Genomic DNA, 23,055 nt, shown 5'->3' on the forward strand with positions numbered 1-23,055 from the left:
GAAACAAGACAGACAATCCCCCTTATGAATATCAGACTGACTTCATTTGTTCGATGACTGCCCAGCCTTCGGGTGTTATGCCCATGATCTCCGTAGCTACGCCCAGTGTCTGGTAGGTGTCGAAAAAGGCCATACGGGCGATGGGGTGGTCTACTTTGCTGAGGAGCCTGTAACCCTGTTGACGTAAGTTGCCTGTGACCTGTTCAAATTCATCGACCGGCAGGCGAAAAGCATTGTGCTGTATGCCCCCTTCAGGATAGCGTAAGAGGTAATCATGAAACATGCTCCGGCCCGAAAGTGGCTGGACGAGTTCAATAAACACATTCCCATTATAGGTCTGGGTGGTCAGCCATTCGCCCGGCACCACCTCGTCATAATAAGTCATGTCCAGGTCCCGGGCACTGACATGCTGCGGAGGAGGGAAGCCTGTGACGCCTAAGTTGCTCTCCAGGAAATTGACGGCAGCATGGATGTCAGGAACCACCCAGCCGATCTGGGCGAGTTCTGATCCGGGGATGTTACGGTTACTATTCATCTTTGTTGGTTATCAGTTTGACAGATCAACAAAGATAGCAGGAAAATAACCGCTGTATATTTTTACAATGCTTAATATAGTTGTTAAAACAGAAGGAGAAATATCATCAGGATCCCGGCTTATTGTTCTTTTTTGAGGCCGTTTTAAAATGCGGCTTCCTATTTTCCGACAATTCTGAAATTATACGATTTTTTTGCAATAAGATCCTCATAATAGATTGTAAAAAACTCTTTATTGATGACATATTGTGTGGTAGAAATTGTCATTAGAATATCGTCACGATTCATTCTGATGTCGTCACGAATATCACCAAACCCGCCGTTAAGATGAAACTCGAGCATCTTTTCTGAGTTTATGGGTTGATGCAAAAAGTCATTGAACCACTGCTCTCTTTCCTGTATCACCTGCGGTGAGTAAAGCGTAACCGATGACCAGATATGTGGCTTGCAGGAGTCTGTTTTTGTATGAAAGATCTCCGTTCCGTCCCATCTCAGTTCATCGATATTCAAATTGTCAGAATTGTTTATAATGATCAACGTAAATGGCTCAATCCCACTAAAATCATATCGGCCGGTAAAGTCGCAGACGGTCTGGAAATTAAAAAAATCGGGAATTACCTTTCCACGGCTTTGCCTGTAGGGATGCCGCGGTATATGCCTGATGAATCCCCCGTTTAAAAGACAAAGTGTGATGTCCCCGCTGCTGGCAATCCATGTGCCGCCGCTCTGAGGATCTTTCGGGAAAAATACGTGCTGTCCGTTAATATTGTATTTTTTAGGAGGAACGGCTGATTGGCGGAACACTGCCTCATCCCGATTTGAGGTAAGAATAAAGCCATTATCCCCGGTTGGTATGAACGTCAGAACACACATAGTATTTATCGGGTTTTCTCACTTATCATCAGCTCCCTCTTGTACCGGACAGTAGAGTAGGCAACGCCAAATTCAGATTCAACAGGGATATGTTCGAAATTCTCCTGAATACCGATTCTGATCAAAGCAAAGTGATGGATGGAATGTTCTATCATATACACCAATTCACGCATGAAGTTTGTTTCAACGTATTCGGAATCTGCGTCATCATAACTTACTTTTATCAGCAAAGGAGAACAGGGATTTTTGACGACTTTGATGTCATTACACAGGTTTTTCAATAATCCGAGCGTGTACATCAGGTCGGTCTCGATCGTTATGTTTCGTTTTCTGGCTTCATAGTCAATGGTCCCGGTATTAAATCCTTCCAACAGACATTGAAAAAACTCAGTAATATGCCTTACATGCTGGCCGATACTGCTCCCGTTCAGGACCTCGAGTTTCCCGGTATATTCCTCTGTACTCAGCTCTGAGAGCAAGCTGTTTAATTGGTTAAGGACTGACAACGACGTATTTATTATCATTCTGTTACTGAACATTTAAAGTGATAGAAACTGTGGCAACATCTCCCAGAAGCGAACTTTTCTCACCCAGTTCATATTCTAATCTGTTCACCTTAAAGGTGCTTTTGAACTGACGCATTGTGCCGGTCTGAATAAAAACAAAAGGCACTTTAATGCTTTTGGTAGTCTTCTTTATTGTCAGATTGAAATATCCTGTGTATTCATTTTCCTTCAATCCCTTTTCGACCTTTGTTGATACCATGGAGATCTTAGGGTATTTTTCAATGTCAAAATAAGTGCTTCCCTTAAGTGTTTTATCACGTAAACCCAATCCGGTATCAATGGTTTTTACATCAATACTGGCTTTCATGCTTGCCTGGGCCAGGTTTTGAGGGTCGAAGACAATATTACCCGTAAACCCTTTGAATGAGCCGTCGGCAGTTGACCCCAAAGCATGTCTTATGGTAAAGGATACAATCGCTGTTTCAGTTTTCTGGCTTTGTGATAAAGCAGGTATACCCTGCAGGAAAAAAAGTATAAAAAAAATATTTCTCATAGGTGTAGCGGGTTTGCTGAAAAAACTCACTTAAAAGGCGAAAAACTGACGGCTAAAAACGGTAACAGGGCTTTGTGACGAAAACGGTCATTCTCAAAAGTCAGGAGGCGGTCGGTTTGGTATTCTATAAACTGGAAACTGGCACCTCCGCGTACCGCAAAACGCTTATTCACCCAGTACCTGAAGTATAGCTCAGAATTGAGACTACCAATATCACTATCGCTGATTAACAGCAGGTTGAATGGTGTGGGCTTTGCGTTCTGGTTTGTGTTATTCAGTGATTTTGATTCACTTGCGACAAACTTTCCGGATTGTTTTCCACCAAACGTAAGTCCGAAAGCATCAATATTAAACCCTATATCGAGCTTTCGGAAACTATATTGCAGTACTATAGTGCTGTTCAGGCTACCGGTCGCTGATCTGGTCAGCTGTAAGGTATCAAGGTTGCCGGCGATATTTTCGGTGAAAAAAGCAACTATGCTTTGTTTGCCTGAGGTAAGGCTTGCCGGTGCCGTAATGTAGTTTTTCTGCCCGCTGAAAAAAGTATTTAACCGGACTCCCCAACCGATTTTAAAACGATCAGATTTACCTATGCCATACAATTTCTGATAGGAAGCAGATGGTGAAACGGCCGGACCAAAAGCAACGGCTACATCCAGACTATGCTGCGTTTTGTTATACTGTGCAAACAGCGGACTGCTTAATAAGAGTAATACGAGAGTCTTTTTCATGTTCTATTATTTAGGTTGTTTCAAATGGGCGAAACCAAACAAGACTGAAAACTTTTTGCACCATATCAGTACATGGTTTTGTTTTTCCAGATCTGCGTTGACAGGAATATCCAACCTGATGTTTCCGTTTTGCACTTTATCGGTTAGCTGGATAAAATTTGTAACGGACCGGTCCTCGGCAAGATAGATTCGCAGGTCAGGGCCCGTATCGGTCTTAAAATTCTCAATCACCAAAGTGCGTTTTTTATCCGCATCTTCATAAATCTTTACATTGCCGGAGACGTCATGCACGGCATTTTCAAAGCTGCCCTGAAACAGCGTCTTCAAGCCTTCGGAATTGAGACTCATTCCTGTGCTGTCAGCCATGGAGTTCTCATCAGAAATCATTCTGCCGTCAACTTTTTCTTTCTCGCAAGCAGCTAGAGAAAGGCCTAAACATATGATAAGTATTCGCATAGTTTCCCTTTTTTTGGTAATACAAATATCAGGGATCAGGGAAATCCGGATTGTCGGCTGGACGACCTAACACGAAAGAAAGTTTTCAGGCAACTTTCTTTAGGACGATTTCAGTGCGGGAGTAGTCTAAAATACCCTTTTCTTTAAATTCATTGAAGAGTTGTGTAACAGTCTGGCGGGTGCTGCAGATAAGGCTGGCGATGTCCTGATGGGTCAGGTAGTTTTTCAAAATGACCTCACCGGCCGATTCTATGCCTTCTTTTGAGGCCCACTCATCCAAAAAGCCCTTAAACCGGGTCCGGACATCCTTAAACATCAGGTTTGAATACCTGTTTTGCAGTCGTCTGAATCTGAAACCCATCCATTTTGTATAGGAAAGTCCGAGCTGAGGATTTCTTTCCAACAGCTTTTCAAAATCTTCCATTTTAAAACTGCAGCAAATTACATTGTCGGATACGGCCACAGCGTATTCATCAGACTGGCTGTCGGTTAATGTGAATTCTCCGAAAATATCCCCTTTCAGGATAATGTCCTTTACGATTTCATTCCCTTTTTCATCTATTTCAACAATCTTCAGGGTGCCTTTTTTCAGAAAATATACTCTCGTATTTTCATCATGTGAAAACAGGATAATCTCTCCTTTCTTTGCGGTTTTGAAGTTCGTAATCATGCATATGGATTTCAATTCTGAAGATGAGAGTACACTAAAAAGTTTATGGTCTCGCAGATACCAGTATTTTGTATCAACATTCATAAGAATTCCGGGAATATTCTATGCCAATATACAGATTATCTGCTACATATGCATAAAATGCTTTTTGATAATTGTCCATACATCATGAAATGGCAGGGGCGAAAATCCTCTTTTTTGATTTTGAATACTTATTTCTGCACTGCGGCTCCAATGCCAGCTTAAATCCCGGTAAGCTTTCCAGAGGTAGTAATCAGGGTCATAGATATGTCCGGGGTCAGAACTTACCCCGTTCAGTTCCATAATCTTTATATTCTTACCGTTATACAAGTCTTCGATACTCATTACCTTCAAATCGAACCGCCCGTAATAGAATCCTTCAAAACCTGCTCCGATTTTGTTGAAAACAGCATCCAGCCTCTCATTGATCAGATGATTCGCGTTGGAAAACATGGTCCCGCGACAATGGTTACCAATGGGCTCCAGTAAGCGTTTTTCTCCCCTGGGGAGAATTTCGTTCATAGCATCCCCTAACTTTAAGGATAAGGATTCCAGCTGAAATCTTGCACGGGCAGAATTTCCGATCAGTTGGAAAACGGAAGATTTTCCGTCACCTACTACCGCAAGAAACTCCTTTATGGTGACAGAAGAAACCTTGCCTTTTGATTCATCTGGCAAACGGCTGAAAAGCACTCCCAGCTCGATGGGGTAGGTTATAAATTCCTGAATTATATAGTCTTCCCTGATTTGAGCGTGATACGATTTCAGTTCTTCAAGTGTTTCAATTTTAGCCACATTTGTACCTCTTTCACCAATATTTGGCTTGGCGATCAGCGGAAACACCAACCCGCTTGTCGTTAGCGAATCAATAACTCGTTGAAAATCAGATAAGCCATCAATAAAAACCGTCAGAGGGAGATATTCTGAACTGATTTTTTTCAGGATGTCTATTTTGCTTTCGCCGTAAAATCCCCCCGCCTCAATTCCCGGGTTTACAGACGTAAAATAAGTTAAAGAACGTGTTTTAATTGCCAGGTAAAGCCAATAGGGGGTCATCGGCAGGTAGAAAACCCACCACGGCCAGTATTCGTAGTTGAAAATTTTAATGATTGAAAGCGATACCCTCATGACTTTATTGTTAAAATTAGCTTCTGGTATTCGGAAATAACCTCCGGACAAGGTTCATTCCGTCTCTCCGATGAATGATCTGTATGACGATACAACACAGTAAAACAACTATCGCAAGTGTAAATAGCTGCCCTCCGTCACCATTCGATGCTATGCCGATGACGAAAAGGTGAGAGGCAATTGCACCAATCATCAGTACCATTCCTAAAAAGCCTCCTGTGAATGCAGCAGCAGGTAAGAGCAAAAGTATCCCGGTGATCAGTTCCAATACACCTGTTCCGATCCGTCCCCAGGGCTCAACACCTAATTTAGTAAATAATGCCACAGACTCAGGATGTGCTGTAAATTTAAAATAAAGGGTTTGTAATAAAATAACAGCAGCCGTGATCCGCAGTATCCATGAGAGAATATTCACTATTTTCATTGTTTTTGACATATTTAATGAAAGAAATTCATCCAGTTTTTTTCGGCCTTTGATTTGAGATTTGCCTCATCCCTGTTCCATTTCAGGAGTGTATTATTAGTCCATGAATGATAATAAAGATATAATTTCCCATTTAGAATCTTAAAGGTTTCAGGGTCAATCTCTACTTTTTCACCGGTGGCACCCATCGCATAAGCACACCATCCTCCATATTGAGGCTCGTATTTTTTAGGGTCTTTTAGAAACAGCTCTTTATTAGAGGCGGAAGCAAAATAATAAGTAACGCCTTCAAAGTTTGTCGCAAACTTCTTATTACCCTCAACTGCCTTTTGCAGGGTAAAGTAAGCAACAGGGTCAAATCCCTGAATTGCCACACCACTTTCAAGATTAAACTGCTTGCTTCGGATAGCAGACTGAGCCATTCCGTCTATCGTAAAAACAGACACCAGGATCAGGAAAAAGATTTTTGTCTTCATTTTATTAATTTGGTTTATTGAGAGCCGGCCAAAGCTCATTGGCTTTTTGTATTCGGGTAGGAATATCCTTCGACCATAATTCCTTCACTTTTGGGTTATAATTAAGATACAGTTTATTATCCACTATGGTCCAGGCAGCCGGGTCGGTTGGAGATTTATGGTTTTCACTGACACCATAGGCACAAAACCCGCCAAATTGCGGAGCATATTTTTCAGGATCGGCCTTAAACATTTCAAGATTTGCCTGTGAGCTGAAAAACCATTTTGCATTATTCCAGCTGTAAACAAAGTTTTCTTTGCCCTCAACCGGCTTATTCTCGACAAAATAGCTTACAGGGTCATAGCCGTTAATGGCTTTTCCGTTTTTTTGATAAAACGACTTTTCCTGGGCAATTATACTGCCCGAAAAAAGTAAGATCAGGATACTTATCTGAATAACAAGGTTTTTCATTTTGAAAGAAATTTTAAGTTTCGTTATTATACAACAAAGATGCTGCCTCGTCAGGAATTGATATGTCGGCTTCATGACATTCTCAGAATAATTTTACAAGTCTGAAACAGCGACATTGAAATAAAAAATAAGCCAATCACTTTATTTAACGGATACCGGCTAAAAAGACCAGGTAATTTTTCTTGAAAACGATGGGCCAGGTACGCAAAAAGCAACAGGATCAGGAATGCCCCCATAGCCGCCCCGAAGACGAATGAAAGCTGCGAACCGAACGTTTCCATTCTGAAAAAAGAATTGAGATAAACCAGAACTACCAACCAGAAAGGCAATAGCTGCGGATTGAGAATCCCTGCGGCAAAACCTTTGAAAACCTCTTTTCTGCCGGTGCTGACAGTCCTTTTTTGATCCGACTCCGGGGAACTGTAAAAACTGTAAAAACCGGCTATCAAAAAGAACGGGATGGTAGCCAGGTCCAGCACCTCAAAGATCACCTGGTGTTTTGCTAAAAAGGCGTAGCTCTTGAGGGCTGCAATGGTGTAAATGATTTCCGGAAACGTTCCGCTCAGAGCAACCCAAACACCCGTTTTAAAATTACGGGTCAACGTGGTCTGCACAACGGCCAGATTAACCGGGCCGGGTTGTACAGAGCCGGCAAAGCTGATGAGCGTTGTCAGCAGTAAGATCGTAACAGATTCGTACATCTTTTATTGTTTTATGCAACAAATCTAACAGCAGGTCAGACAGCGGATTGTCGGGACGCCGACACTTGGGAGAAATGGAGGTTTTCAGTTTATTTATGACTGAACCCAATATCTCTGATTATTTATTGAAACCAATTGGTTTTGAACGTTTTCTAAAAGCAGTTAATAAAACTTTTAGTCAGGCCGATGCCCGGGTTGCTCAGCCATCAGAAAACAATTTTAAACCTGATTTTCATCGAACCTAAACTGTCGCCTGAAGATCCGGAAATTGCCGGGCGTGTAGAGGAGCCGGACAAGAACTCCGGACTAACTTATATCCTGAAAAAAATACGGCCTGGGCTGATGAAAGCCCAGGCTGAGAGGTTCATGCGGGCAAAGACTCAGTAAACAATATTCCCTTTGCTGATCAGCGATTTTACCGGGGATATCCTGGCTACGGCTTCTGCCGAGCAACTGGCATCGATAAGCACCACGTCCGCCGCATCACCGGCTTTGGGCCATTGTTGTATGCCTTTGTCGTTCAGTGGAAGTACGTTTCCTGTGGCCAGTTTCAGACTTCTTGACAATAAAAACTCTGTAGAATAACCATAGAGATGTGCCATCAGGTTGGCTTTCTGCAGTACACTACCGCTTCCAAAGGTGTTCCAGTGGTCAATGATGCTGTCGTTACCCGTCAATACAGTTACGTTATGTTTGTATAAAGCAGGGATGGGCATGATCAATCCGCCAAAAGGTATGGTAGACACAATACCAACGCCCGCAGCTCCCAGTTGTTCTGCGATCTCTTCCTGCTTTGCATTGTCCAGTTTACCCAGCACAAAACAGTGACTGACGAAAGTCTTTTTCTTTAAAATCGGATTTTCATTTACTTTTTTAATCAGGTATTCCACGGTTTTTAACCCCGATTCTCCCGATTCGTGCAGGTGTATGTCTATTCCTTTGTTGTGATCCAGGGCCAGCTGAACCGTAAAATCGATGGTTTTTTCAATGGCCCCGTCGATGCTGAAAGGATCCAGACCACCGATAAAATCAATATCCATCTGTGCCGCTTCCTTTAAATAAGGCACAGTATCGGTATAAAAAACACCATGCTGGGGAAAGGCCACGAGCTCGACTCCGAAACCGTCCTTTTTGTTCTCGATGGCTTTTTGCAGGTTTTTGAGGGGCTGCAGTTTTGAAGTCGGTTCAATGTTGACATGACTCCTGGCAAAAGACGAACCTTTGGACTGAAGTAACTCAATGAGTTTTTCTGCACGGGCGGTGGAGGTTTTTAGCATATCCGGCAGGATTTTCTGCTCCAGGACGATCATCCCTTTTACACCGCCTGTTCTTCGCCTGGTGGCCTGCCATGAGCCGCCGTAAAATGTCTTGTCCAGGTGAATGTGCATGTCTTTAAACGCAGGCAGCATCAGCCAGCCTTTGGCATCAATGGCACGGGAGTCACCCGGTGCGTTGGGCGAAATACTTTTGATCTTTCCATCGCTGACGGCCACTGAAAATAAGCCGGTTCTGGTATGAACAACGTCTTCACCTTCGTAATCAAACCCGGTTTCCAACCTTACGTTTTTTAAGGTATAGTCTTGTCCTTTGCCGGCTGTAAGGCCCTGGGCATTCAATACTTCAGGCACCATGGCCATTCCGGCCAAACCTAATCCGGATTTTTTCAAAAAGTCTTTACGGGATATTTCTGATCTGCTCATTTATTGAAAATATTTGATACAAAGCTAGTTAATGTTGCTCTTTGCCAGGTGTAAGATTCATGATAAGCCTTGAAAAATTTATTACTTTCAGGGTCAGCAGTGATAAATCTTTCAAGTAACAGCATAGATTCAGCAAAAAAATGGCCGCAAAAATACTTTACTTTGCTGTTGTGACGGTTTACAGAAATCAGAAAAGATCACATTGATAAAAACATACAGATGAAAACATTATTGCTGTTATTGACGGGCATGTTCCTGTCGTGTGAGGCAAAGAACCAGCCAGCCATGAATGAAATGATAACACAAAAAGAAAACCTGTTTGAGCTGCTGAAGCAAAACGATGTAGCCGGTGTTAAAAATGCCCTGGAGAAAGGAGCGAATGTCAATATGCAGGACAAAAACAAGCGGTCTTTGCTGCTGCTGGCCACCCTCGGCCAACAGGTGGAAATGGCAAAGCTCCTGGCTGAAAAGGGGGCAGACGTCAATCTGCAGGATGAAATCCACGACAGCCCGTTTCTGTATGCCGGGGCAAGCGGTCAGACGGAACTGGTAAAACTGTTCCTGTCAAAAGGAGCCCGGTTTGATGTCTTCAACAGGTATAACGGTACTGCACTGATCCCAGCCTGCGAACGTGGTCATGTGGAAACAGTAAAAGTACTGGTCAACACCAAAGGGTTTCCGGTCAATCATGTCAATCGTCTGGGTTGGACCGGCCTGATGGAAGCAATTGTGCTGGGCGACGGCACAAAAAGGTACCAGGAAATTGTACAACTGCTCAAAGACGGCGGTGCCGACCTCAGCATCCCTGACCGTGACGGTATTACCGCACTTCAACACGCCCGGAAACGTGGTTTTGCTGAAATTGCAGAGATTTTAGCCAGATAAGCTGCAGGGATCAGAGCCAATTAAGCGGCTTTTGATCCCTTAAAACCCTTTCAGACACCCTAAACCATGTGATACAAGCCGGAACATATAAGCCGGAGCTAAAAGCTCGGGCGGATAGGTTCGGCGTGTATAAGTTGGAGCTAAAAGCTCGGAGGTTACAACTTTGAGCAGACCAATCGGGCTTATTAGCTAAGATGGATGGAGTCAGAGACTCAACGTTGTGTATTTCCATGACTTAAGAAGATGATAAAGCCGTTGTTACAGAAGAAATTACTTCATCAGATACCCTTTTATCGTGAAAAAAGGCTGTTTGAACAGAATAAGAGAGGCATTAACTTCAAAATAACCATGAAGAAGTGAAGGTCATGAAGAAGGCATTAAGTTAACCGACGCGGATAGTGTAACTTCTGCCCCCTGAATCCTTTGTATGTGCGAAGTCTGGGAATGATAAATAGCCACAAAGCCATAAAGAAAGCACGAAGACTGTTAGCGATAAAAGAGAAATCTGACAAATGAATATCCGATCTCAAAATTCTCTGTTTGAGCAAAGCTAAAAATTCCCGGGAGAAGAACCATTTTTTTATTAATTTCCCTCCTATTTTAATAAAGTCCGGATGACAAGGCCTTCAGCTGAAAATAATTACGTGCCCCTGATCGGTATTCAGGAATTCCGGAAAGGCCAGCTGGCAGGCCGGGACGAACTGCTGTTCAACGAGTTGCACGGAGAAAGGCACATCGATAAGCCGCATCAGCATGATTTTTTTATCATCATGTTATTTGAAAAAGCCCGGGGGATTCATACCATTGATTTTCTTGATTATCAGATAGAAGACAGGCAGATCCATGTGTTGTTTCCGGGACAGGTGCACCGCTGGGACATCGGACCTGAAACGATCGGGTACCAGTTGATGATGGATCGTGTGTTTTTCGAACGCTTTGCTCCCTACTTCCGGTTTTCGTTTACAAATTACATCAATCACCCGGTGATTCCTCTGACTGATGACGGTTTCAGACTGCTGAGGTATGAGTTTGAAGCCATAAGGGATGAACTCAATACCGGCAGCTCGCTTATAGATCTCATCAGTGCCAGGGCTGCGGTCATTGCGGCGATAGTCAGTAAAGAAGCTGAAAACCTTTTCGCCGACTTTAAAGTGTATCAGTCTAATCCGAGGCTCGCCAGATTCAGCATGCTCATCGAACGGCATTTTAAGGAAGAGAAACTGGTTACTTTTTATGCCTCAGAACTCAACCTTTCCGCCAATTATCTGAATATCCTGTGCAAAAGAAACCTGGGCGTACCGGCCACCCAACTGATTCAGCAAAGGGTGCTGCTGGAAGCCAAACGACTGCTGCAGTCCACAGACCTTTCCATAAAAGAAATCGCTTTTGAACTCGGTTTTGTCGATCACGCCTACTTTTCCAACTTTTTCAAAAGCCAGACCAGTGTTACGCCGACGGAGTTCAGGGGAGGGAGGAGGACGCCTGACAATTAAATGCTGATAAACACTTCCCCCGGAAGCCGGAGAAAGTGTCTTGTTGATCAAGTTTTACTTATAGTTTTTTTTCAGAAGGTAATTGCGACTGGTCGTCAGACTGGCAAAAATGTCTCCTTTGCTTACGTCCTGTTCTACAAACCAATGTTCAAGACCGGCTTTCTTTCTTGCGGCAAAAACGCGATCGAAATCAATGGAACCGTTTCCGACTTCTGTTATTCCTTTGGTGCCTGCCTCCATGTCTTTGACGTGCCACAGAGGGAAACGACCCGGATATTTCTCAAAATAGGTAATCGGATCGAAGCCCGCCCTGAATATCCAGTACAAATCCAGTTCCATCTGGACGAACTCTTTGGGTGTGTTGGTCAGGAAGTGGTCGTAAACCAGTGTATCTTCAAATTTCCCGAATTCGAAGTCGTGATTATGATAAAAGAACTGGATTCCGGCTGTTTTTGCTACTTTTCCGGACTTCAGCAATAAATCGGGGAAAGATTTATAAACCTCTGCGGTCCTTTCGTTCGGGAATAAATAAGAGCATCCCATGTATTTTGCCCCGACGGCGTGCAGATCTTCCACTGCCTTTTCCCAGCCGTCGCTTAATGTTCCTTTGCCTTTGAGTCCGATCCCGGAAGTATGATGTGAACTGATCACCTTAAGGCCCGTATTAGCCAGGATGGTTTTGAATTCCGAAGGCGTTTTGCCGAAGAAAGTGCCATTGTAACCATAAATTTCAAGGTTTTTATACCCTAAGCCTGCGAGGCGTTCGAGAGCCCCTTCCAGATTTTTTGAAACGGCTTCCCTGATGGTATAGAGTTGAACCCCCATATCTCTGTCTTTCTTCATTTGGCCGGCCAGCAGATCCGGAGCGTACAAACCTGCAGCACCAGCAGACAGGGTTTGTAAAAAATGGCGTCTTTTCATTTTTTTCTTTTGTTAAGTATATTCAAAATATGGCTGATAATGCCCGGCGTAAACCAGGTTTTAACCCTAAACTTATTTATTGTCTTTTAATAAGATAATAAAGTGCAATGATATGCAATATTGTACAATGTGGCAACAGAATTGGATAATTATATTATGGTTGTTGTCATGTGGCATAAGGGCTTTGTTTCAGTAAGACAACGGCTTATCAGGAAACCCGGACAGCTTTTACATTTCATTTACCTTTTTTTACAGGCCTTTTACAGACACCGGGCTGAAAACTTCTAGCTTTGCTGACATAATCGAAAAGTGAAATGAATAAACTACTCCATCTGTGTTCCCTCCTGATGCTTGTTTTTTACACCTCATGTGGACAAAACAAAAAAGACCTCTCCAAAGAAAACAGCAAGCCTGAGACCCAATATGCTTCCAGGTGGATTTACACCCAACATGAGTATGCTGATGCTGCTGGTAAGCGTGTGATCGTACAAAACAGTTTTCCAAAAAGCGGTGGTCGTTACACTGATCCTACGGGTAAGGATCATGTCTACGCCGTATTCTGGACCCGGATCGTTAATGAAACTGATCACCCCTTTGAATTGTCCATTGATTTTCCGGTCGAATCGTATGAATTGCCCACTCTCCCGGGTATTTATTGCAGACTCTTTTTTCCGGCCGATACCATGACAAGCGATAAAGAAGCATTGTATGATTATGGTCTGACAAGTTTAAAATCTGTGTTGGACAATGGTCTTTCCAAACCATCTGCATTGAAACGGACTATCGGCCCGAAAGCATCGGGTGCTTTTTATGTCGTAACGCTTTCCAATAAAGGAGTGGATGGCCCGATCCGGACAGGGTTTACCTTCAAAGGGGAAGATGTTTTTTACAGCATCAACAAGAATGAAATTCATTGTGGCAAAATAAATCTGAAAGATCTGATATTAAGTAAATAGCAAACGCCTGCAAAAACATAAATGCCATTTGAACGATGAAAAACAAACTATCTCAGATACCTGTTTTTTTTCTCATGACCATATTCCTTTTTGGAGCTTCATGCTATAGACCACTTTCTAAAAATACGCAAATAAAGAGGCAACAACTTGAAAAAAATATTGGTAATGTTTCCAGCAGTTTTCAGGACAAATCAGGCGACATCTGGTTTGGGACAGCAAACGGATTTTATAGATATGATGGAAAATCTTTCAGGGAATCTTTACTGTCCGATGGGCAAAAGATTAATGATGTGTCTTGCCTTTTGAAAGATAAAAATGGTAAAATCTGGATTGGAACCGGTGATGGTCTTGTGCTTTACGATGGTAAAACATTTTCAAAATTCAAGATTCCTTTGCCCAAAGACCTGCCTCGAAACACCAACTCCGAATATCAGAAACAATGGGTATTCAGTATGTTGGAGGCAAAGGATGGGAAAATATGGTTGGCGACCCTTGATGGTTTATACATATGTGATGGTAAAACCTTTACACTGTTTTTAATTAATGAAGCCCCCAATGGTTTTTTGAGCAAAAACGCCAAAGTAGAACGAATGCTGGAAGATCGTGAAGGTAATATCTGGTTTGGGGCAAGGGTAAATGAAGGGGTGTTTCGTTACGACGGAAAAACAATAACCAACTTCAAACTAAGTCCGACAACGGTTGAAATTGCTAACTGTAATTGGGCCTGGCCGCAGATGCAGGACAAAGACGGGAATATCTGGTTCAGTAATTGGGGCGGAGCCTATCGTTATGATGGAAAAGAATTCATAAGCTTTACAAAAAACGACGGCTTATCAGGTACTGGTTTAGTGGCAAAAATCATCGAGGATAAAAAAGGAACCATCTGGCTTGGTGGAGATGGTCTTTCCCGGTATGATGGTAATGCTTTTACTTCTTTCAGAGAAGGACTTGTCAATCCCGGGATTTGGTCACTTATTGAAGAAAAAAGCGGCCATATCTGGGTGGGGACGAGAGAGGCTGGTTTTTACCTTTTTGATGGAAAAAGATTCATTAATTATTCAGAAAATAAAGAATAGGCCTTTTTGTTTTTCAGATTTTAAACCCAATTTTTTTATTATATTATTATGAAAAAGCAAATAAAAACTTACGCATCATTTTTTTTAGCCCTATTCTTTTATCTCCACACGAGCCATCTGATCGGACAAAGTAAGACTACCTATTCCAAAGAGGTGCAGGCAAAAATCAAACAGTTTGAAGACAATTTAGGTTTGTGGGTGCAGATAGAGGGTCAGCAATTTACATTGGCCGACAGAATGAAAAGTAATCATGTAAACGGCGTAAGTATCGCATTGATCAAAGATTATAAAATCGAGTGGACAAAAGCCTATGGCTGGGCAGACAGTGCGGCAAAACGGCCGGTTACAACAAAAACATTATTCCAGGCAGGTTCAATCAGTAAATCATTGAACGCGGTTGGTCTTTTAAAACTGGTGCAGGAAGGAAAACTGGATTTGTATGCGGATATTAATAACTACTTGAAATCATGGAAGTTCCCTTATGACTCTCTTTCAAAAGGCAAGAAAATAACGACAGCTAATTTGCTAAGCCATACAGGCGGATTGACTGTACACGGATTTGGCGGGTATGAAAAAGGGGATACCATACCCACACTCACACAAATTTTAAATGGCGTGAAGCCCGCTAACAGTAAAGCTGTCCGGTCCATGTATCAGCCGTCTCTCAGATATCAATATTCGGGAGGAGGAACCACCATATCGCAGCTGATATTGCAGGATATCACAGGGCAACCTTACGATACCTACATGTGGAACAACGTACTGAAGTCCATGGGGATGCGTAGCAGTTCTTATACGCAACCGCCGGCCGCGGATAAAGAAAATGCAGCGGGTTATTATAATGACGGCACAGCCGTGAAAGGGAAGTATCATATTTATCCTGAACAAGCTGCCGCAGGCTTATGGACAAACCCGACAGATTTAGCGGAATATATTATAGAAACCCAGCTATCATTAAAAGGGAAAGGCCATAAAGTACTTTCGACTGAAACTACCCAACTTAGACTGACCCCCTATGTTGATAAATCTGCGGCATTGGGGGTATTTATTGTTGAAAAAGGGAATGAAAAATATTTTAACCACAGTGGTTCTGATGAAGGTTTTGTGGCTGAATATTACGGTAGCATGGAAAATGGGAATGGAGTAGTGGTCATGGCCAATACGGACAACGGAAGCCTGCTAAGCGAAATCGTTAACTCCCTGGCTTCTGTTTATCACTGGAAAGATTTTTATACCCCGAAGGCTAAAAAGGTGGTTACGGTAGATAACGAAATATTGAAATCATACACAGGAACCTACAAAGTACACAGGAATACGGTTGATATTACGTTTGAAAAAGAAGGTTTGATGCTAAACATGGACAGTAAAACGAAATACAAAATTTATTTTACTTCTGATACTGATTTTTTTATGCTGGAAATGGCCGGATCAGAAGTAAAATTTGTGAAAGACAGCAACAATCAGATAACCGGATTCGATATCAATGACAATGGTTATCAAGTAAAGGCTGTGAGGGTTAAATAGGCGAGCTGCTGCCGACGTCATTGGTTTATTTGGGAGAACGGAACAAGGAGAACGAACTTGTTTTTACATTTTCTTGTACCATTCTGTTCACAATCGACAAGCTAAAGTCATTGAATTATTATTAAACAATATAATTTCTGTAATATGAACAACAAGCTATTAGTCAATTACTTAATTCTAACCGTTACTTCTTTGTTACTCGGTTGCGGAGGCTCTGCGAAAGACGAAAATAAGAGCGATACTCAGTCGGGTTCCACGCCTGCAGGGCAAAAATACATGATAAATACGAAGGAAAGTGTTATCACATGGGAAGGCTCTATGCTGATAGCTTCTGCCGAGGAACATGCAGGGTATGTCTACCCTTCAAAAGGAGAATTGATCCTTGACAAGGGCCAACTGGTGGGGGGTAGCGTCGAAATCGACATGAACACCATCGAATACAAAGACAGGCAGCATAAAAACAGCCCCGTTATGCATCTAAAATCGCCTGATTTTTTTGATGTTGAAAAATTCCCCACCGCTGCCTTCGTCATCACAGGGGTGGCACCGGCGAATGATGGGAACATAAAAGTAACAGGAAACCTGACGATTAAAGGTATTACAAAAGCCGTTACGTTTCCCGCCGGAATAGAGGTTAAAGACGGAGTCGCAAAAGCAAGCGGCAAACTGGTCATCGACCGAACAGAGTGGGGGATCCGTTATAAATCAGGAAAGTTCTACGATATAATAGCCGACGAAACGGTTTCGGATGACATTGAATTACTTATGGAAATCGTAGCCGGAAAATAGACATCTGAATCGTTAAGAGACTTTAGGAAGATTCAGGTTACGATGTTCCGGGAGAGGGCAACTAATTTGGAATAACTTTTTTTATACCTGATAGTTCAATAGGAACAGAATTGATATTCATTGATTCAATCTTCTTATGAATATAAATGGTACCAGATAATCTTACTTTCAATCCATCCTGATAGAATTCTTCCGGAAGTGAACAGGCTGAAAGAAAACCTGTTGGAACTTTACCATATTTAATCAGGAAAATAGGTCGGGCTGTCTCTTGGTACCCGGTTTCAGATTGGACAATGACAGTTTCCAGATCTTTGACCCTTACTTTATTCATGTCTTTTTTAGTTCTGTCGGGAATACACCTGCTGAACCTTGAATCTGCTGCCACACCGTCTGATTTACACGCAGTTAGTCCGAGAAGTAAAAGAGGAATTTGGGAAGCTATGATGATAATTATTTTCATCGTGTTGTTTGTTGAATTATAAAATGTGTACCGTCACAAGCCTTATTTGAAAGTTAAGAGATCAGCCATCCATTTCTAAGATATTAACAAGTGGAAAAAGGTTGTAATGGTTAGAAGACCGAATTTAATTCTTCTGATAATAATTGCGGTTGCTGTAGCACTCAAAAAGTAAGATTGTTTAGTCAGGTAAAATGATCAATTAAAGAGCAGCTGACAATAATGTGAATGCCGGCGGCCCGGAGAGTGTTTCAGGAGAGCAACCAGGACAGTGGTTAAAGCGGCCTTTATTTCAACAAGCCGGCACTATACTGCAAAGCATAAACGGTTTTGAAATATTTCGTTTTCAGCTCGATGAGTTTACGCTGCGTTTCCAGGACTTTGTTTTCACGTGTATTAATTAAGAACAAAGAGCTTTCCCCATTTTGAAACAGCGTCTCTTCTGCCTTAAGTAATTTTTCAAAATTAGCGAGCATCTTTGACTGAAGCTGTACCTGATTTCGCATAGCCAGAAACTCATTATAATAACTTTTTATCTTCAACTCTATGCTCAGCGACTTTTGACTTTGAGCAATCTTCGCTTCCTCTATTTTCAGATTTGCCTTTTTATACTCCCCCCTCCCTTGTGAAAACGGGACAGGCATTTCAAGTTTCAGTCCGTACTGATAGTTATTTCTAAACAGAAATCCTTCAGACGCAAGAACATTGTAACCCTTACTGAGATGATTGTATTTGAAGTCAAGTTTGGGGAGTAATTCCTGGAATTTTAATTTCTTGTCAATTTCAAGGATGTCCAGTTTTTGACTATACAATTGCAATTCAGGATGGAATTGCCGGGCACTCGCCAACAATTCAGGTAAATTAAGCTGGAAGCTTTGAATCGCCGCTTCATTGTCCCAGCCGTTCTGGGGTATGATATTTTCAGGCAACTGATAAGGGATATTGCCGGATTGCCACAAAAAGGCACTTAACTCCAATCCCTCGTTCTGAAACTTCAGCCAGCTTTGGTTCTTCTGAAATTCAAAGGCCTGATACTGAGACATGGCTTCGACGGTATCGATAGCAGGCCGTTCCCCATTCTGAAATGTTGCTTTTACCATTTCAAGCCGCCGCTGGCTTATGATCAGATTCTCTTTTACAATTTCGTAAGCCTGGTATGCCTCCACCCACTCCCAATACTTGGAAGCGGCTTCCATCAGTATAGTATTTACGAGGGCTTGCTGCTCGCTGTAAGCCATGTCTTTAAATATTCCCGATTGCTTCAGATAGGCCCTGCGTTTGTCCATGACCAGGTTTTTCAGCAGTGGGATACTTACTCCTAAATAACTTGTTTCACCTTTTGTCTGCGAGGGATTCAAGCGGTCGCCGGAAAGGTTTTCCAGTCCGGCAGTCACTTCTACTCCATACCATGTCGGGATTGTAATGTTAGGATTTAAGTGTTCATAATAGTTGGTATTGTTGAATGTTTTGCCTGCAACAGAACTACTGATAACGGGATTGAAAGCCCCCCTGGCGATGCGAATATCGGCAATAGATTTTTCAATGTTGATATTGGCCTGCTTTACTGTTGGGTGGTATTGTCTCACAATTTCTAAAACCTGTTCTACATTTAAGGTCACACTATCTTTTTGTGCATAAATGTCTTTAGAACCCAAAAGCACAATTAAAAAAAACAGATATTTCCTCATTTTTCTTCTTGTTTTTCTTTCTTCTCAATTGTATAAAAATCAGCTGGAAACCCGTTGATATTCCGCCACAGTTCATACCAGATAGGCACATCCTTCAAGAGTATTATGCCGTGTGAACCCGTTCCTAACTTTAATTGATCAGGCCACCGCTTAATGGTCTTGTCTTCAGCAACCAGGACCCTGTACATTCCGTTTGCCCCGATAGAATTTTCAAAAAAAACAACCTTCCCGGCAAATGTACCATAGCTGTTTTCCGGCCAGCCACTGAACACTATGGCTGGAAAACCATCAAAAGTAAAACGCACTGACTGTCCTATATTGATCAAAGGCAAATCCATAGGCTTCACAAACATCTCAACAGCATAATCTACCCTCGAGGGCACAATCATGGCAATCGTCTCACCGTCTTTCAGGATCTCTCCGATACCAGACTTACTGGCCTGTACAATCTGGCCGTCCTGAGGAGCCCTGACGATATACATGCCATTTCTGATGGTGTAATTGCTGACCTGATTTTCCAGTTTCTCCACCTCTCCCTGGGTAGTAGTTATCTGGCTTAAATTCTGAAACTTATCTCCATTTGCTTTATTTATCTTCTCAGTGTATTCCTGCTCAACGCTGTTTTTTTCTAGCTCTATGTTAATAAGCTCCTGTTGTGTCTGGGCTATCTTATTCTCCGTTGCAATTTTCTTTGCAGTAGCATTTTGATATTGGATATTACGCTGTTGTAGCTGGGTTTGTGAAACCAGACCCTCTTCATACATTTTCAGTTGCCTTTCATATTGATTCTTAAGCAACTTCATTTCATTGTTATTGGCCTCCAATTCAGCAGTTTCTCCCTTAAGTTTATTATTTAGTTGTACTGATTTATTATTCAGTTGCTCTATCTTTAGTTTTTTAGCCTGCTGTAAATTAGCTATCTGCATCTCTACTGTGCTGATCTTTTCCTGGTAGTAACCAATGCTTCCCTTTTTAGCTTTCACCTGGCTTTGGGTCCGGGTTATTAAATTCGGATCTAAATAATCTTCCTTTATTTCGGTCAGGATCAAAATCGTATCTCCTTCTTTCACAAAATCCCCTTCTTTGACATACCACCTGTTAATCCTTCCCGGTATGGGTGAATTGACTTTCTGAGGACGGTGTTCCTGTTTTAAGGTTGTAATATTTCCCCCGGATTTTATATTTTGCGTCCAGGGTAAAAACAGAAGCAAAACCACAAAAACTAAAGTGGCCCAGAAAAAATACCTAACTTTTGACTTTTGATGATTTAAAAAAATAGCATCAAACGATTTTAATTGAATGTCGGGCTTGTTCATGTTTATTTCTTTAGTATCGTTCCATTTGAGATATGAAAATTGGCAGTACATTTTTCTATAAAACTTTGATCGTTGGTAGAAATAACGATCGTCCTGCTACTTGAAATGGCGGATAGATAATTCTTGATATTTTGCTCAATGCCTTCATCGAAACCCATCCACGGCTCCTCCAGAACCAGTAAAACCGGATCATGAATCAAGGCCCTCAGCAGAAGAATTTTCTTAACCAGGGAAGAAGGAAGTTTCCGGCCCAAAGGATCAATCCGGGTTTCAAAAGAGCTGGGGAAAAATGAAATAAAGTTTTCGATGCCTAACCGCCTTGACAAATCCAGAATACGATCGATCACTATTTCTGATCTTCCTAAAGTTATGTTCTCATAAAGTGTTCCTTCAAAAAGATCCTGTCCGAACAAAAGGATCCCCATCCGTGACCTGAGGCTTTCCAACGAATAATTCTGAAGCGGTATGCCATTAAAATTAATCTCTCCTTTAAAGTCCATATAGCTGCCTGTCAGTAATTTAAGGAAAGTGGATTTGCCGCTGCTTTCTTCACCGGAAATACATGTGATACCCCTGGCAGGTATTAAAACCGAAATGTTTTCAAAAATTTTCCTGTTTTCCTGGTATGAGAAGTGGACATTTTTAAGCTCTATACTTAACTCGGATGTTCTTAATTCAAATTCCCCTCCTTTTTCAGAAGGAAGCTCAACCACCGAATCGATCTTGTATAGTCCCGTGACCACATCATAAACATTATCAAGACTCGCAATCAGCTTCTCTATGGCACCGATAATGCTCAAAATAACGATTTCAGCGGCCACAAACTGTCCGATATTGATCTTTTGACTAAACAACAGGTAGGTTCCTAAAATAAGCATAAGTGCGGTGATACTTACTTTAAAAAATATCAAAGTCTTGAATTGAAATAACAGCACCTGGAAGTGGGATGTCCGGGCGTTTATATAATTCAGCACTTTTTCATCCGCCTTTATAAGATTCAGGTGACTTCCCTGGCTGTACTTAAAAGATTTAATGACCCGCCCCAATTCTTCAAGCCACGCCACTACTTCATATTTGTAATTGCTCTCACTAATGCTTGTCTTTAAGCCTTTTATACTTGTTATATTGAAAATCACCCAAAGCAATGCTACCAGAACCACAGAGAACACTATAAAAAAGGGATGGTATAACGACAGCAATATTAAGCCAAAAAAGATTTGAATACTTGCACCGGGAATATCCAGAAGCAGTTTCGAAATTCCTTTCTGCACATTGAGCGTATCAAAAAATCGATTTATCTTTTCCGGCAGATAATATTGGTCAGTTGCCTTTAAATCAAGCTTTGGTATTTTCTCAGCAAACTCAAACGCAAAACGCACAAAAATCTTCTGCTGAATCTTTTCAATAATTTTCATTTTATTGATTCGCAAATAACCCACCACAAACACAGCGGCGATAATAATGAAAATCAATAAATACACCGATGTCACCATAGTGGCTCCCAGCACAAACCCAAGAATGGCTTGTATTCCTAAAGGAAGGCTCAACTGAATCAAACCACTAAAAATGGCGTAAAAATAGATCACTGTGATCTCACTGCGTTCCAACCTGATCAGCTTAACTAATTTCTCAAAACTGTAAGTTTCATTTTTCATGCCACCTGTATATAATTATTATGCTACAAATATATAGAAACTATTTAGAAAAATAGTAATACTATTATTGTTAATAGTTAAACATTAATGAAAGATACAATTACTTCATTCTTGGAATAAATTATTATCTTTGCAAAAACAATTACTACTATGGAATTTCAGATAAAGTTTGAAATAAATGAAAAAATATATTTAAGAAATCCTGAAAGCAGTGAGGTCGGGAAATTAATGGTGAAGAAAGCGATTGACCTTATTTATGAACTGGGGTTTGAACATTTTACCTTTAAGAAACTTTCACTTGAGATCAACAGCACAGAAGCCACGATCTACCGGTATTTTGAAAACAAGCACCGTCTGTTACTTTACATTCTAAACTGGTATTGGTGCTATATGGAATTTCTGGTCACTTTTAAGTTAGAAAATATAACCGATAAAAAAGAGAGATTGAAAATCATCGTCCATCTGCTTACACACGAGCTGTCAGAAAGTGTGAATCAACTGGATTATAATAAAAAGTTACTCAATCAGATAGTTATAGCAGAGAGCAGCAAGGTTTACCTCGTTAAAGATGTTGCGGAAATCAATAAAAATGAAGTATTTAAACCCTATAAGGACTTATGTGCCAAAATAGCAGAAGTCATTTCTGATTATAATCCCCATTATATGTACCCCAGGTCTTTGAGTACCACATTGATCGAAACTTCACACCATCAACAGTATTTCAGTGTCAACCTCCCTAAACTCACGGATGCATCAGCAAGAAGCAATTCTGAATTCACAAGCCAGTTTATCGAAGATCTGTTACTTAAAGTTTTAGGCTGATAGTTAGATGTCCTTCTTCGATGTAGAACCCAGGCAATTGTCAGGGCTACAACAACATTTTTCCGCCGGTCTTGATGTAAAGGAGGCAAGATTTTCTGAGAATGAGAAGAGGCTAAAGAGAGAGCATACACTTACCGGACACACTGCTATACATGGGGAAAGTTCTGCGATATTTTCGCTGATGAAGCGGTTTTAGATCGCATTGATTTTCTTATGGAGATTGTGGCAAATTTTGAGACCATCCGCCCT

At 41.6% G+C, this 23,055-nt stretch carries 26 protein-coding genes; 8 read left to right on the top strand and 18 right to left on the bottom strand.

Going from position 1 to position 23,055, the window contains the following annotated elements; translation table 11 throughout:
• Nucleotides 1–31: 31 nt before the first annotated feature.
• The 12 genes from GVN16_RS09675 to GVN16_RS09730 all read right to left on the bottom strand — a co-directional run bounded on the left by GVN16_RS09675 (nucleotide 32) and on the right by GVN16_RS09730 (nucleotide 7,524).
• On the bottom strand, nucleotides 32–535 hold the full coding sequence (locus tag GVN16_RS09675) for a VOC family protein (RefSeq protein ID WP_166563678.1): 504 nt from the start codon (nucleotides 533–535) through the stop codon (nucleotides 32–34).
• A 158-nt stretch (nucleotides 536–693) separates the two neighbouring features.
• Nucleotides 694–1,407 carry an NRDE family protein gene (locus tag GVN16_RS09680; RefSeq protein ID WP_166563679.1) on the bottom strand — a complete coding sequence of 238 codons (714 nt, stop codon included), beginning with the start codon at nucleotides 1,405–1,407 and terminating at the stop codon, nucleotides 694–696.
• A gap of 5 nt (nucleotides 1,408–1,412) precedes the next feature.
• The gene (locus tag GVN16_RS09685) at nucleotides 1,413–1,931 is read right to left on the bottom strand and encodes a hypothetical protein (protein ID WP_166563680.1); all 519 of its coding nucleotides are present in this window, start codon (nucleotides 1,929–1,931) and stop codon (nucleotides 1,413–1,415) included.
• Between the two features lie 4 nt (nucleotides 1,932–1,935).
• On the bottom strand, nucleotides 1,936–2,466 hold the full coding sequence (locus GVN16_RS09690; protein ID WP_166563681.1) for a YceI family protein: 531 nt from the start codon (nucleotides 2,464–2,466) through the stop codon (nucleotides 1,936–1,938).
• Nucleotides 2,467–2,492: 26 nt separating this feature from the next.
• On the bottom strand, nucleotides 2,493–3,197 hold the full coding sequence (locus GVN16_RS09695; protein WP_166563682.1) for a hypothetical protein: 705 nt from the start codon (nucleotides 3,195–3,197) through the stop codon (nucleotides 2,493–2,495).
• 6 nt (nucleotides 3,198–3,203) lie between these two features.
• Entirely contained in the window at nucleotides 3,204–3,653 is a 450-nt protein-coding gene (locus GVN16_RS09700) for a DM13 domain-containing protein (RefSeq protein ID WP_166563683.1), read from the bottom strand.
• Between the two features lie 85 nt (nucleotides 3,654–3,738).
• Nucleotides 3,739–4,323 (bottom strand): Crp/Fnr family transcriptional regulator, encoded by a 585-nt coding sequence (locus tag GVN16_RS09705; RefSeq protein WP_229244119.1) that lies wholly within the window; start codon nucleotides 4,321–4,323, stop codon nucleotides 3,739–3,741.
• Nucleotides 4,324–4,449: 126 nt separating this feature from the next.
• Nucleotides 4,450–5,472, bottom strand: coding sequence for a hypothetical protein (locus GVN16_RS09710; RefSeq protein ID WP_166563685.1), 1,023 nt, complete (start codon nucleotides 5,470–5,472; stop codon nucleotides 4,450–4,452).
• A gap of 16 nt (nucleotides 5,473–5,488) precedes the next feature.
• Nucleotides 5,489–5,896 carry a DoxX family protein gene (locus tag GVN16_RS09715; RefSeq protein ID WP_166563686.1) on the bottom strand — a complete coding sequence of 136 codons (408 nt, stop codon included), beginning with the start codon at nucleotides 5,894–5,896 and terminating at the stop codon, nucleotides 5,489–5,491.
• A 14-nt stretch (nucleotides 5,897–5,910) separates the two neighbouring features.
• Nucleotides 5,911–6,372 (bottom strand): YHS domain-containing (seleno)protein, encoded by a 462-nt coding sequence (locus GVN16_RS09720; RefSeq protein WP_166563687.1) that lies wholly within the window; start codon nucleotides 6,370–6,372, stop codon nucleotides 5,911–5,913.
• Between the two features lie 4 nt (nucleotides 6,373–6,376).
• Nucleotides 6,377–6,823, bottom strand: a complete 447-nt coding sequence (locus GVN16_RS09725; protein ID WP_166563688.1) for a YHS domain-containing (seleno)protein — start codon at nucleotides 6,821–6,823, stop codon at nucleotides 6,377–6,379.
• A 71-nt stretch (nucleotides 6,824–6,894) separates the two neighbouring features.
• Nucleotides 6,895–7,524: a LysE family translocator gene (locus GVN16_RS09730; RefSeq protein WP_166563689.1), complete on the bottom strand. Its 630-nt coding sequence runs from the start codon at nucleotides 7,522–7,524 to the stop codon at nucleotides 6,895–6,897.
• 186 nt (nucleotides 7,525–7,710) lie between these two features.
• On the opposite strand from GVN16_RS09730, the gene GVN16_RS09735 reads away from it, so the two are divergent.
• Nucleotides 7,711–7,911, top strand: coding sequence for a hypothetical protein (locus GVN16_RS09735; RefSeq protein ID WP_166563690.1), 201 nt, complete (start codon nucleotides 7,711–7,713; stop codon nucleotides 7,909–7,911).
• Here the strand turns inward: GVN16_RS09735 and GVN16_RS09740 are convergent.
• On the bottom strand, nucleotides 7,905–9,224 hold the full coding sequence (locus GVN16_RS09740) for an amidohydrolase (protein ID WP_166563691.1): 1,320 nt from the start codon (nucleotides 9,222–9,224) through the stop codon (nucleotides 7,905–7,907). The two genes, GVN16_RS09735 and GVN16_RS09740, sit on opposite strands and share 7 nt — an antisense overlap.
• Before the next feature lie 219 nt (nucleotides 9,225–9,443).
• On the opposite strand from GVN16_RS09740, the gene GVN16_RS09745 reads away from it, so the two are divergent.
• Together GVN16_RS09745 and GVN16_RS09750 are read left to right on the top strand one after the other, a co-directional pair.
• Nucleotides 9,444–10,109 carry an ankyrin repeat domain-containing protein gene (locus GVN16_RS09745; protein ID WP_166563692.1) on the top strand — a complete coding sequence of 222 codons (666 nt, stop codon included), beginning with the start codon at nucleotides 9,444–9,446 and terminating at the stop codon, nucleotides 10,107–10,109.
• Between the two features lie 614 nt (nucleotides 10,110–10,723).
• The gene (locus GVN16_RS09750) at nucleotides 10,724–11,602 is read left to right on the top strand and encodes an AraC family transcriptional regulator (protein WP_166563693.1); all 879 of its coding nucleotides are present in this window, start codon (nucleotides 10,724–10,726) and stop codon (nucleotides 11,600–11,602) included.
• Between the two features lie 54 nt (nucleotides 11,603–11,656).
• Here the strand turns inward: GVN16_RS09750 and GVN16_RS09755 are convergent, their stop codons facing one another.
• Entirely contained in the window at nucleotides 11,657–12,523 is an 867-nt protein-coding gene (locus GVN16_RS09755; RefSeq protein WP_166563694.1) for a sugar phosphate isomerase/epimerase, read from the bottom strand.
• A 314-nt stretch (nucleotides 12,524–12,837) separates the two neighbouring features.
• On the opposite strand from GVN16_RS09755, the gene GVN16_RS09760 reads away from it, so the two are divergent.
• The 4 genes from GVN16_RS09760 (at nucleotide 12,838) to GVN16_RS09775 (ending at nucleotide 16,868) form a co-directional block, all read left to right on the top strand.
• A complete protein-coding gene (locus tag GVN16_RS09760; RefSeq protein ID WP_166563695.1) occupies nucleotides 12,838–13,479 on the top strand; it encodes a hypothetical protein in 642 nt (213 codons plus the stop codon).
• Nucleotides 13,480–13,514: 35 nt separating this feature from the next.
• A complete protein-coding gene (locus tag GVN16_RS09765; protein ID WP_166563696.1) occupies nucleotides 13,515–14,555 on the top strand; it encodes a two-component regulator propeller domain-containing protein in 1,041 nt (346 codons plus the stop codon).
• Nucleotides 14,556–14,603: 48 nt separating this feature from the next.
• Nucleotides 14,604–16,079, top strand: a complete 1,476-nt coding sequence (locus tag GVN16_RS09770; protein WP_166563697.1) for a serine hydrolase — start codon at nucleotides 14,604–14,606, stop codon at nucleotides 16,077–16,079.
• 144 nt (nucleotides 16,080–16,223) lie between these two features.
• Complete coding sequence (locus tag GVN16_RS09775) at nucleotides 16,224–16,868, top strand: YceI family protein (RefSeq protein WP_166563698.1); 645 nt, start codon at nucleotides 16,224–16,226, stop codon at nucleotides 16,866–16,868.
• 61 nt (nucleotides 16,869–16,929) lie between these two features.
• Here the strand turns inward: GVN16_RS09775 and GVN16_RS09780 are convergent, their stop codons facing one another.
• The 4 genes from GVN16_RS09780 to GVN16_RS09795 form a co-directional block, all read right to left on the bottom strand.
• Nucleotides 16,930–17,328 (bottom strand): hypothetical protein, encoded by a 399-nt coding sequence (locus GVN16_RS09780; RefSeq protein ID WP_166563699.1) that lies wholly within the window; start codon nucleotides 17,326–17,328, stop codon nucleotides 16,930–16,932.
• A gap of 284 nt (nucleotides 17,329–17,612) precedes the next feature.
• Nucleotides 17,613–19,013: a TolC family protein gene (locus GVN16_RS09785; protein ID WP_166563700.1), complete on the bottom strand. Its 1,401-nt coding sequence runs from the start codon at nucleotides 19,011–19,013 to the stop codon at nucleotides 17,613–17,615.
• Complete coding sequence (locus GVN16_RS09790) at nucleotides 19,010–20,329, bottom strand: HlyD family secretion protein (RefSeq protein WP_205748827.1); 1,320 nt, start codon at nucleotides 20,327–20,329, stop codon at nucleotides 19,010–19,012. The genes GVN16_RS09785 and GVN16_RS09790 overlap by 4 nt, the downstream gene beginning before the upstream one ends.
• Before the next feature lie 2 nt (nucleotides 20,330–20,331).
• On the bottom strand, nucleotides 20,332–21,984 hold the full coding sequence (locus GVN16_RS09795; protein ID WP_166563701.1) for a peptidase domain-containing ABC transporter: 1,653 nt from the start codon (nucleotides 21,982–21,984) through the stop codon (nucleotides 20,332–20,334).
• A gap of 150 nt (nucleotides 21,985–22,134) precedes the next feature.
• Here GVN16_RS09795 and GVN16_RS09800 point away from each other — a divergent pair, with 150 nt between their 5' ends.
• Complete coding sequence (locus tag GVN16_RS09800; RefSeq protein WP_166563702.1) at nucleotides 22,135–22,806, top strand: TetR/AcrR family transcriptional regulator; 672 nt, start codon at nucleotides 22,135–22,137, stop codon at nucleotides 22,804–22,806.
• Nucleotides 22,807–23,055: the final 249 nt, after the last annotated feature.

This window comes from Emticicia sp. CRIBPO, assembly GCF_009905725.1.
GTDB lineage: Bacteria > Bacteroidota > Bacteroidia > Cytophagales > Spirosomataceae > Leadbetterella.

Excerpts from the sequence above, each read along its gene's own strand:
- GVN16_RS09675 (WP_166563678.1), bottom strand. The coding sequence starts at position 535 with ATGAATAGTAACCGTAACATCCCCGGATCAGAACTCGCCCAGATCGGC.
- GVN16_RS09680 (WP_166563679.1), bottom strand. The coding sequence starts at position 1,407 with ATGTGTGTTCTGACGTTCATACCAACCGGGGATAATGGCTTTATTCTT.
- GVN16_RS09685 (WP_166563680.1), bottom strand. The coding sequence starts at position 1,931 with ATGATAATAAATACGTCGTTGTCAGTCCTTAACCAATTAAACAGCTTG.
- GVN16_RS09690 (WP_166563681.1), bottom strand. The coding sequence starts at position 2,466 with ATGAGAAATATTTTTTTTATACTTTTTTTCCTGCAGGGTATACCTGCT.
- GVN16_RS09695 (WP_166563682.1), bottom strand. The coding sequence starts at position 3,197 with ATGAAAAAGACTCTCGTATTACTCTTATTAAGCAGTCCGCTGTTTGCA.
- GVN16_RS09700 (WP_166563683.1), bottom strand. The coding sequence starts at position 3,653 with ATGCGAATACTTATCATATGTTTAGGCCTTTCTCTAGCTGCTTGCGAG.
- GVN16_RS09705 (WP_229244119.1), bottom strand. The coding sequence starts at position 4,323 with ATGATTACGAACTTCAAAACCGCAAAGAAAGGAGAGATTATCCTGTTT.
- GVN16_RS09710 (WP_166563685.1), bottom strand. The coding sequence starts at position 5,472 with ATGAGGGTATCGCTTTCAATCATTAAAATTTTCAACTACGAATACTGG.
- GVN16_RS09715 (WP_166563686.1), bottom strand. The coding sequence starts at position 5,896 with ATGAAAATAGTGAATATTCTCTCATGGATACTGCGGATCACGGCTGCT.
- GVN16_RS09720 (WP_166563687.1), bottom strand. The coding sequence starts at position 6,372 with ATGAAGACAAAAATCTTTTTCCTGATCCTGGTGTCTGTTTTTACGATA.
- GVN16_RS09725 (WP_166563688.1), bottom strand. The coding sequence starts at position 6,823 with ATGAAAAACCTTGTTATTCAGATAAGTATCCTGATCTTACTTTTTTCG.
- GVN16_RS09730 (WP_166563689.1), bottom strand. The coding sequence starts at position 7,524 with ATGTACGAATCTGTTACGATCTTACTGCTGACAACGCTCATCAGCTTT.
- GVN16_RS09735 (WP_166563690.1), top strand. The coding sequence starts at position 7,711 with ATGCCCGGGTTGCTCAGCCATCAGAAAACAATTTTAAACCTGATTTTC.
- GVN16_RS09740 (WP_166563691.1), bottom strand. The coding sequence starts at position 9,224 with ATGAGCAGATCAGAAATATCCCGTAAAGACTTTTTGAAAAAATCCGGA.
- GVN16_RS09745 (WP_166563692.1), top strand. The coding sequence starts at position 9,444 with ATGAAAACATTATTGCTGTTATTGACGGGCATGTTCCTGTCGTGTGAG.
- GVN16_RS09750 (WP_166563693.1), top strand. The coding sequence starts at position 10,724 with ATGACAAGGCCTTCAGCTGAAAATAATTACGTGCCCCTGATCGGTATT.
- GVN16_RS09755 (WP_166563694.1), bottom strand. The coding sequence starts at position 12,523 with ATGAAAAGACGCCATTTTTTACAAACCCTGTCTGCTGGTGCTGCAGGT.
- GVN16_RS09760 (WP_166563695.1), top strand. The coding sequence starts at position 12,838 with ATGAATAAACTACTCCATCTGTGTTCCCTCCTGATGCTTGTTTTTTAC.
- GVN16_RS09765 (WP_166563696.1), top strand. The coding sequence starts at position 13,515 with ATGAAAAACAAACTATCTCAGATACCTGTTTTTTTTCTCATGACCATA.
- GVN16_RS09770 (WP_166563697.1), top strand. The coding sequence starts at position 14,604 with ATGAAAAAGCAAATAAAAACTTACGCATCATTTTTTTTAGCCCTATTC.
- GVN16_RS09775 (WP_166563698.1), top strand. The coding sequence starts at position 16,224 with ATGAACAACAAGCTATTAGTCAATTACTTAATTCTAACCGTTACTTCT.
- GVN16_RS09780 (WP_166563699.1), bottom strand. The coding sequence starts at position 17,328 with ATGAAAATAATTATCATCATAGCTTCCCAAATTCCTCTTTTACTTCTC.
- GVN16_RS09785 (WP_166563700.1), bottom strand. The coding sequence starts at position 19,013 with ATGAGGAAATATCTGTTTTTTTTAATTGTGCTTTTGGGTTCTAAAGAC.
- GVN16_RS09790 (WP_205748827.1), bottom strand. The coding sequence starts at position 20,329 with ATGAACAAGCCCGACATTCAATTAAAATCGTTTGATGCTATTTTTTTA.
- GVN16_RS09795 (WP_166563701.1), bottom strand. The coding sequence starts at position 21,984 with ATGAAAAATGAAACTTACAGTTTTGAGAAATTAGTTAAGCTGATCAGG.
- GVN16_RS09800 (WP_166563702.1), top strand. The coding sequence starts at position 22,135 with ATGGAATTTCAGATAAAGTTTGAAATAAATGAAAAAATATATTTAAGA.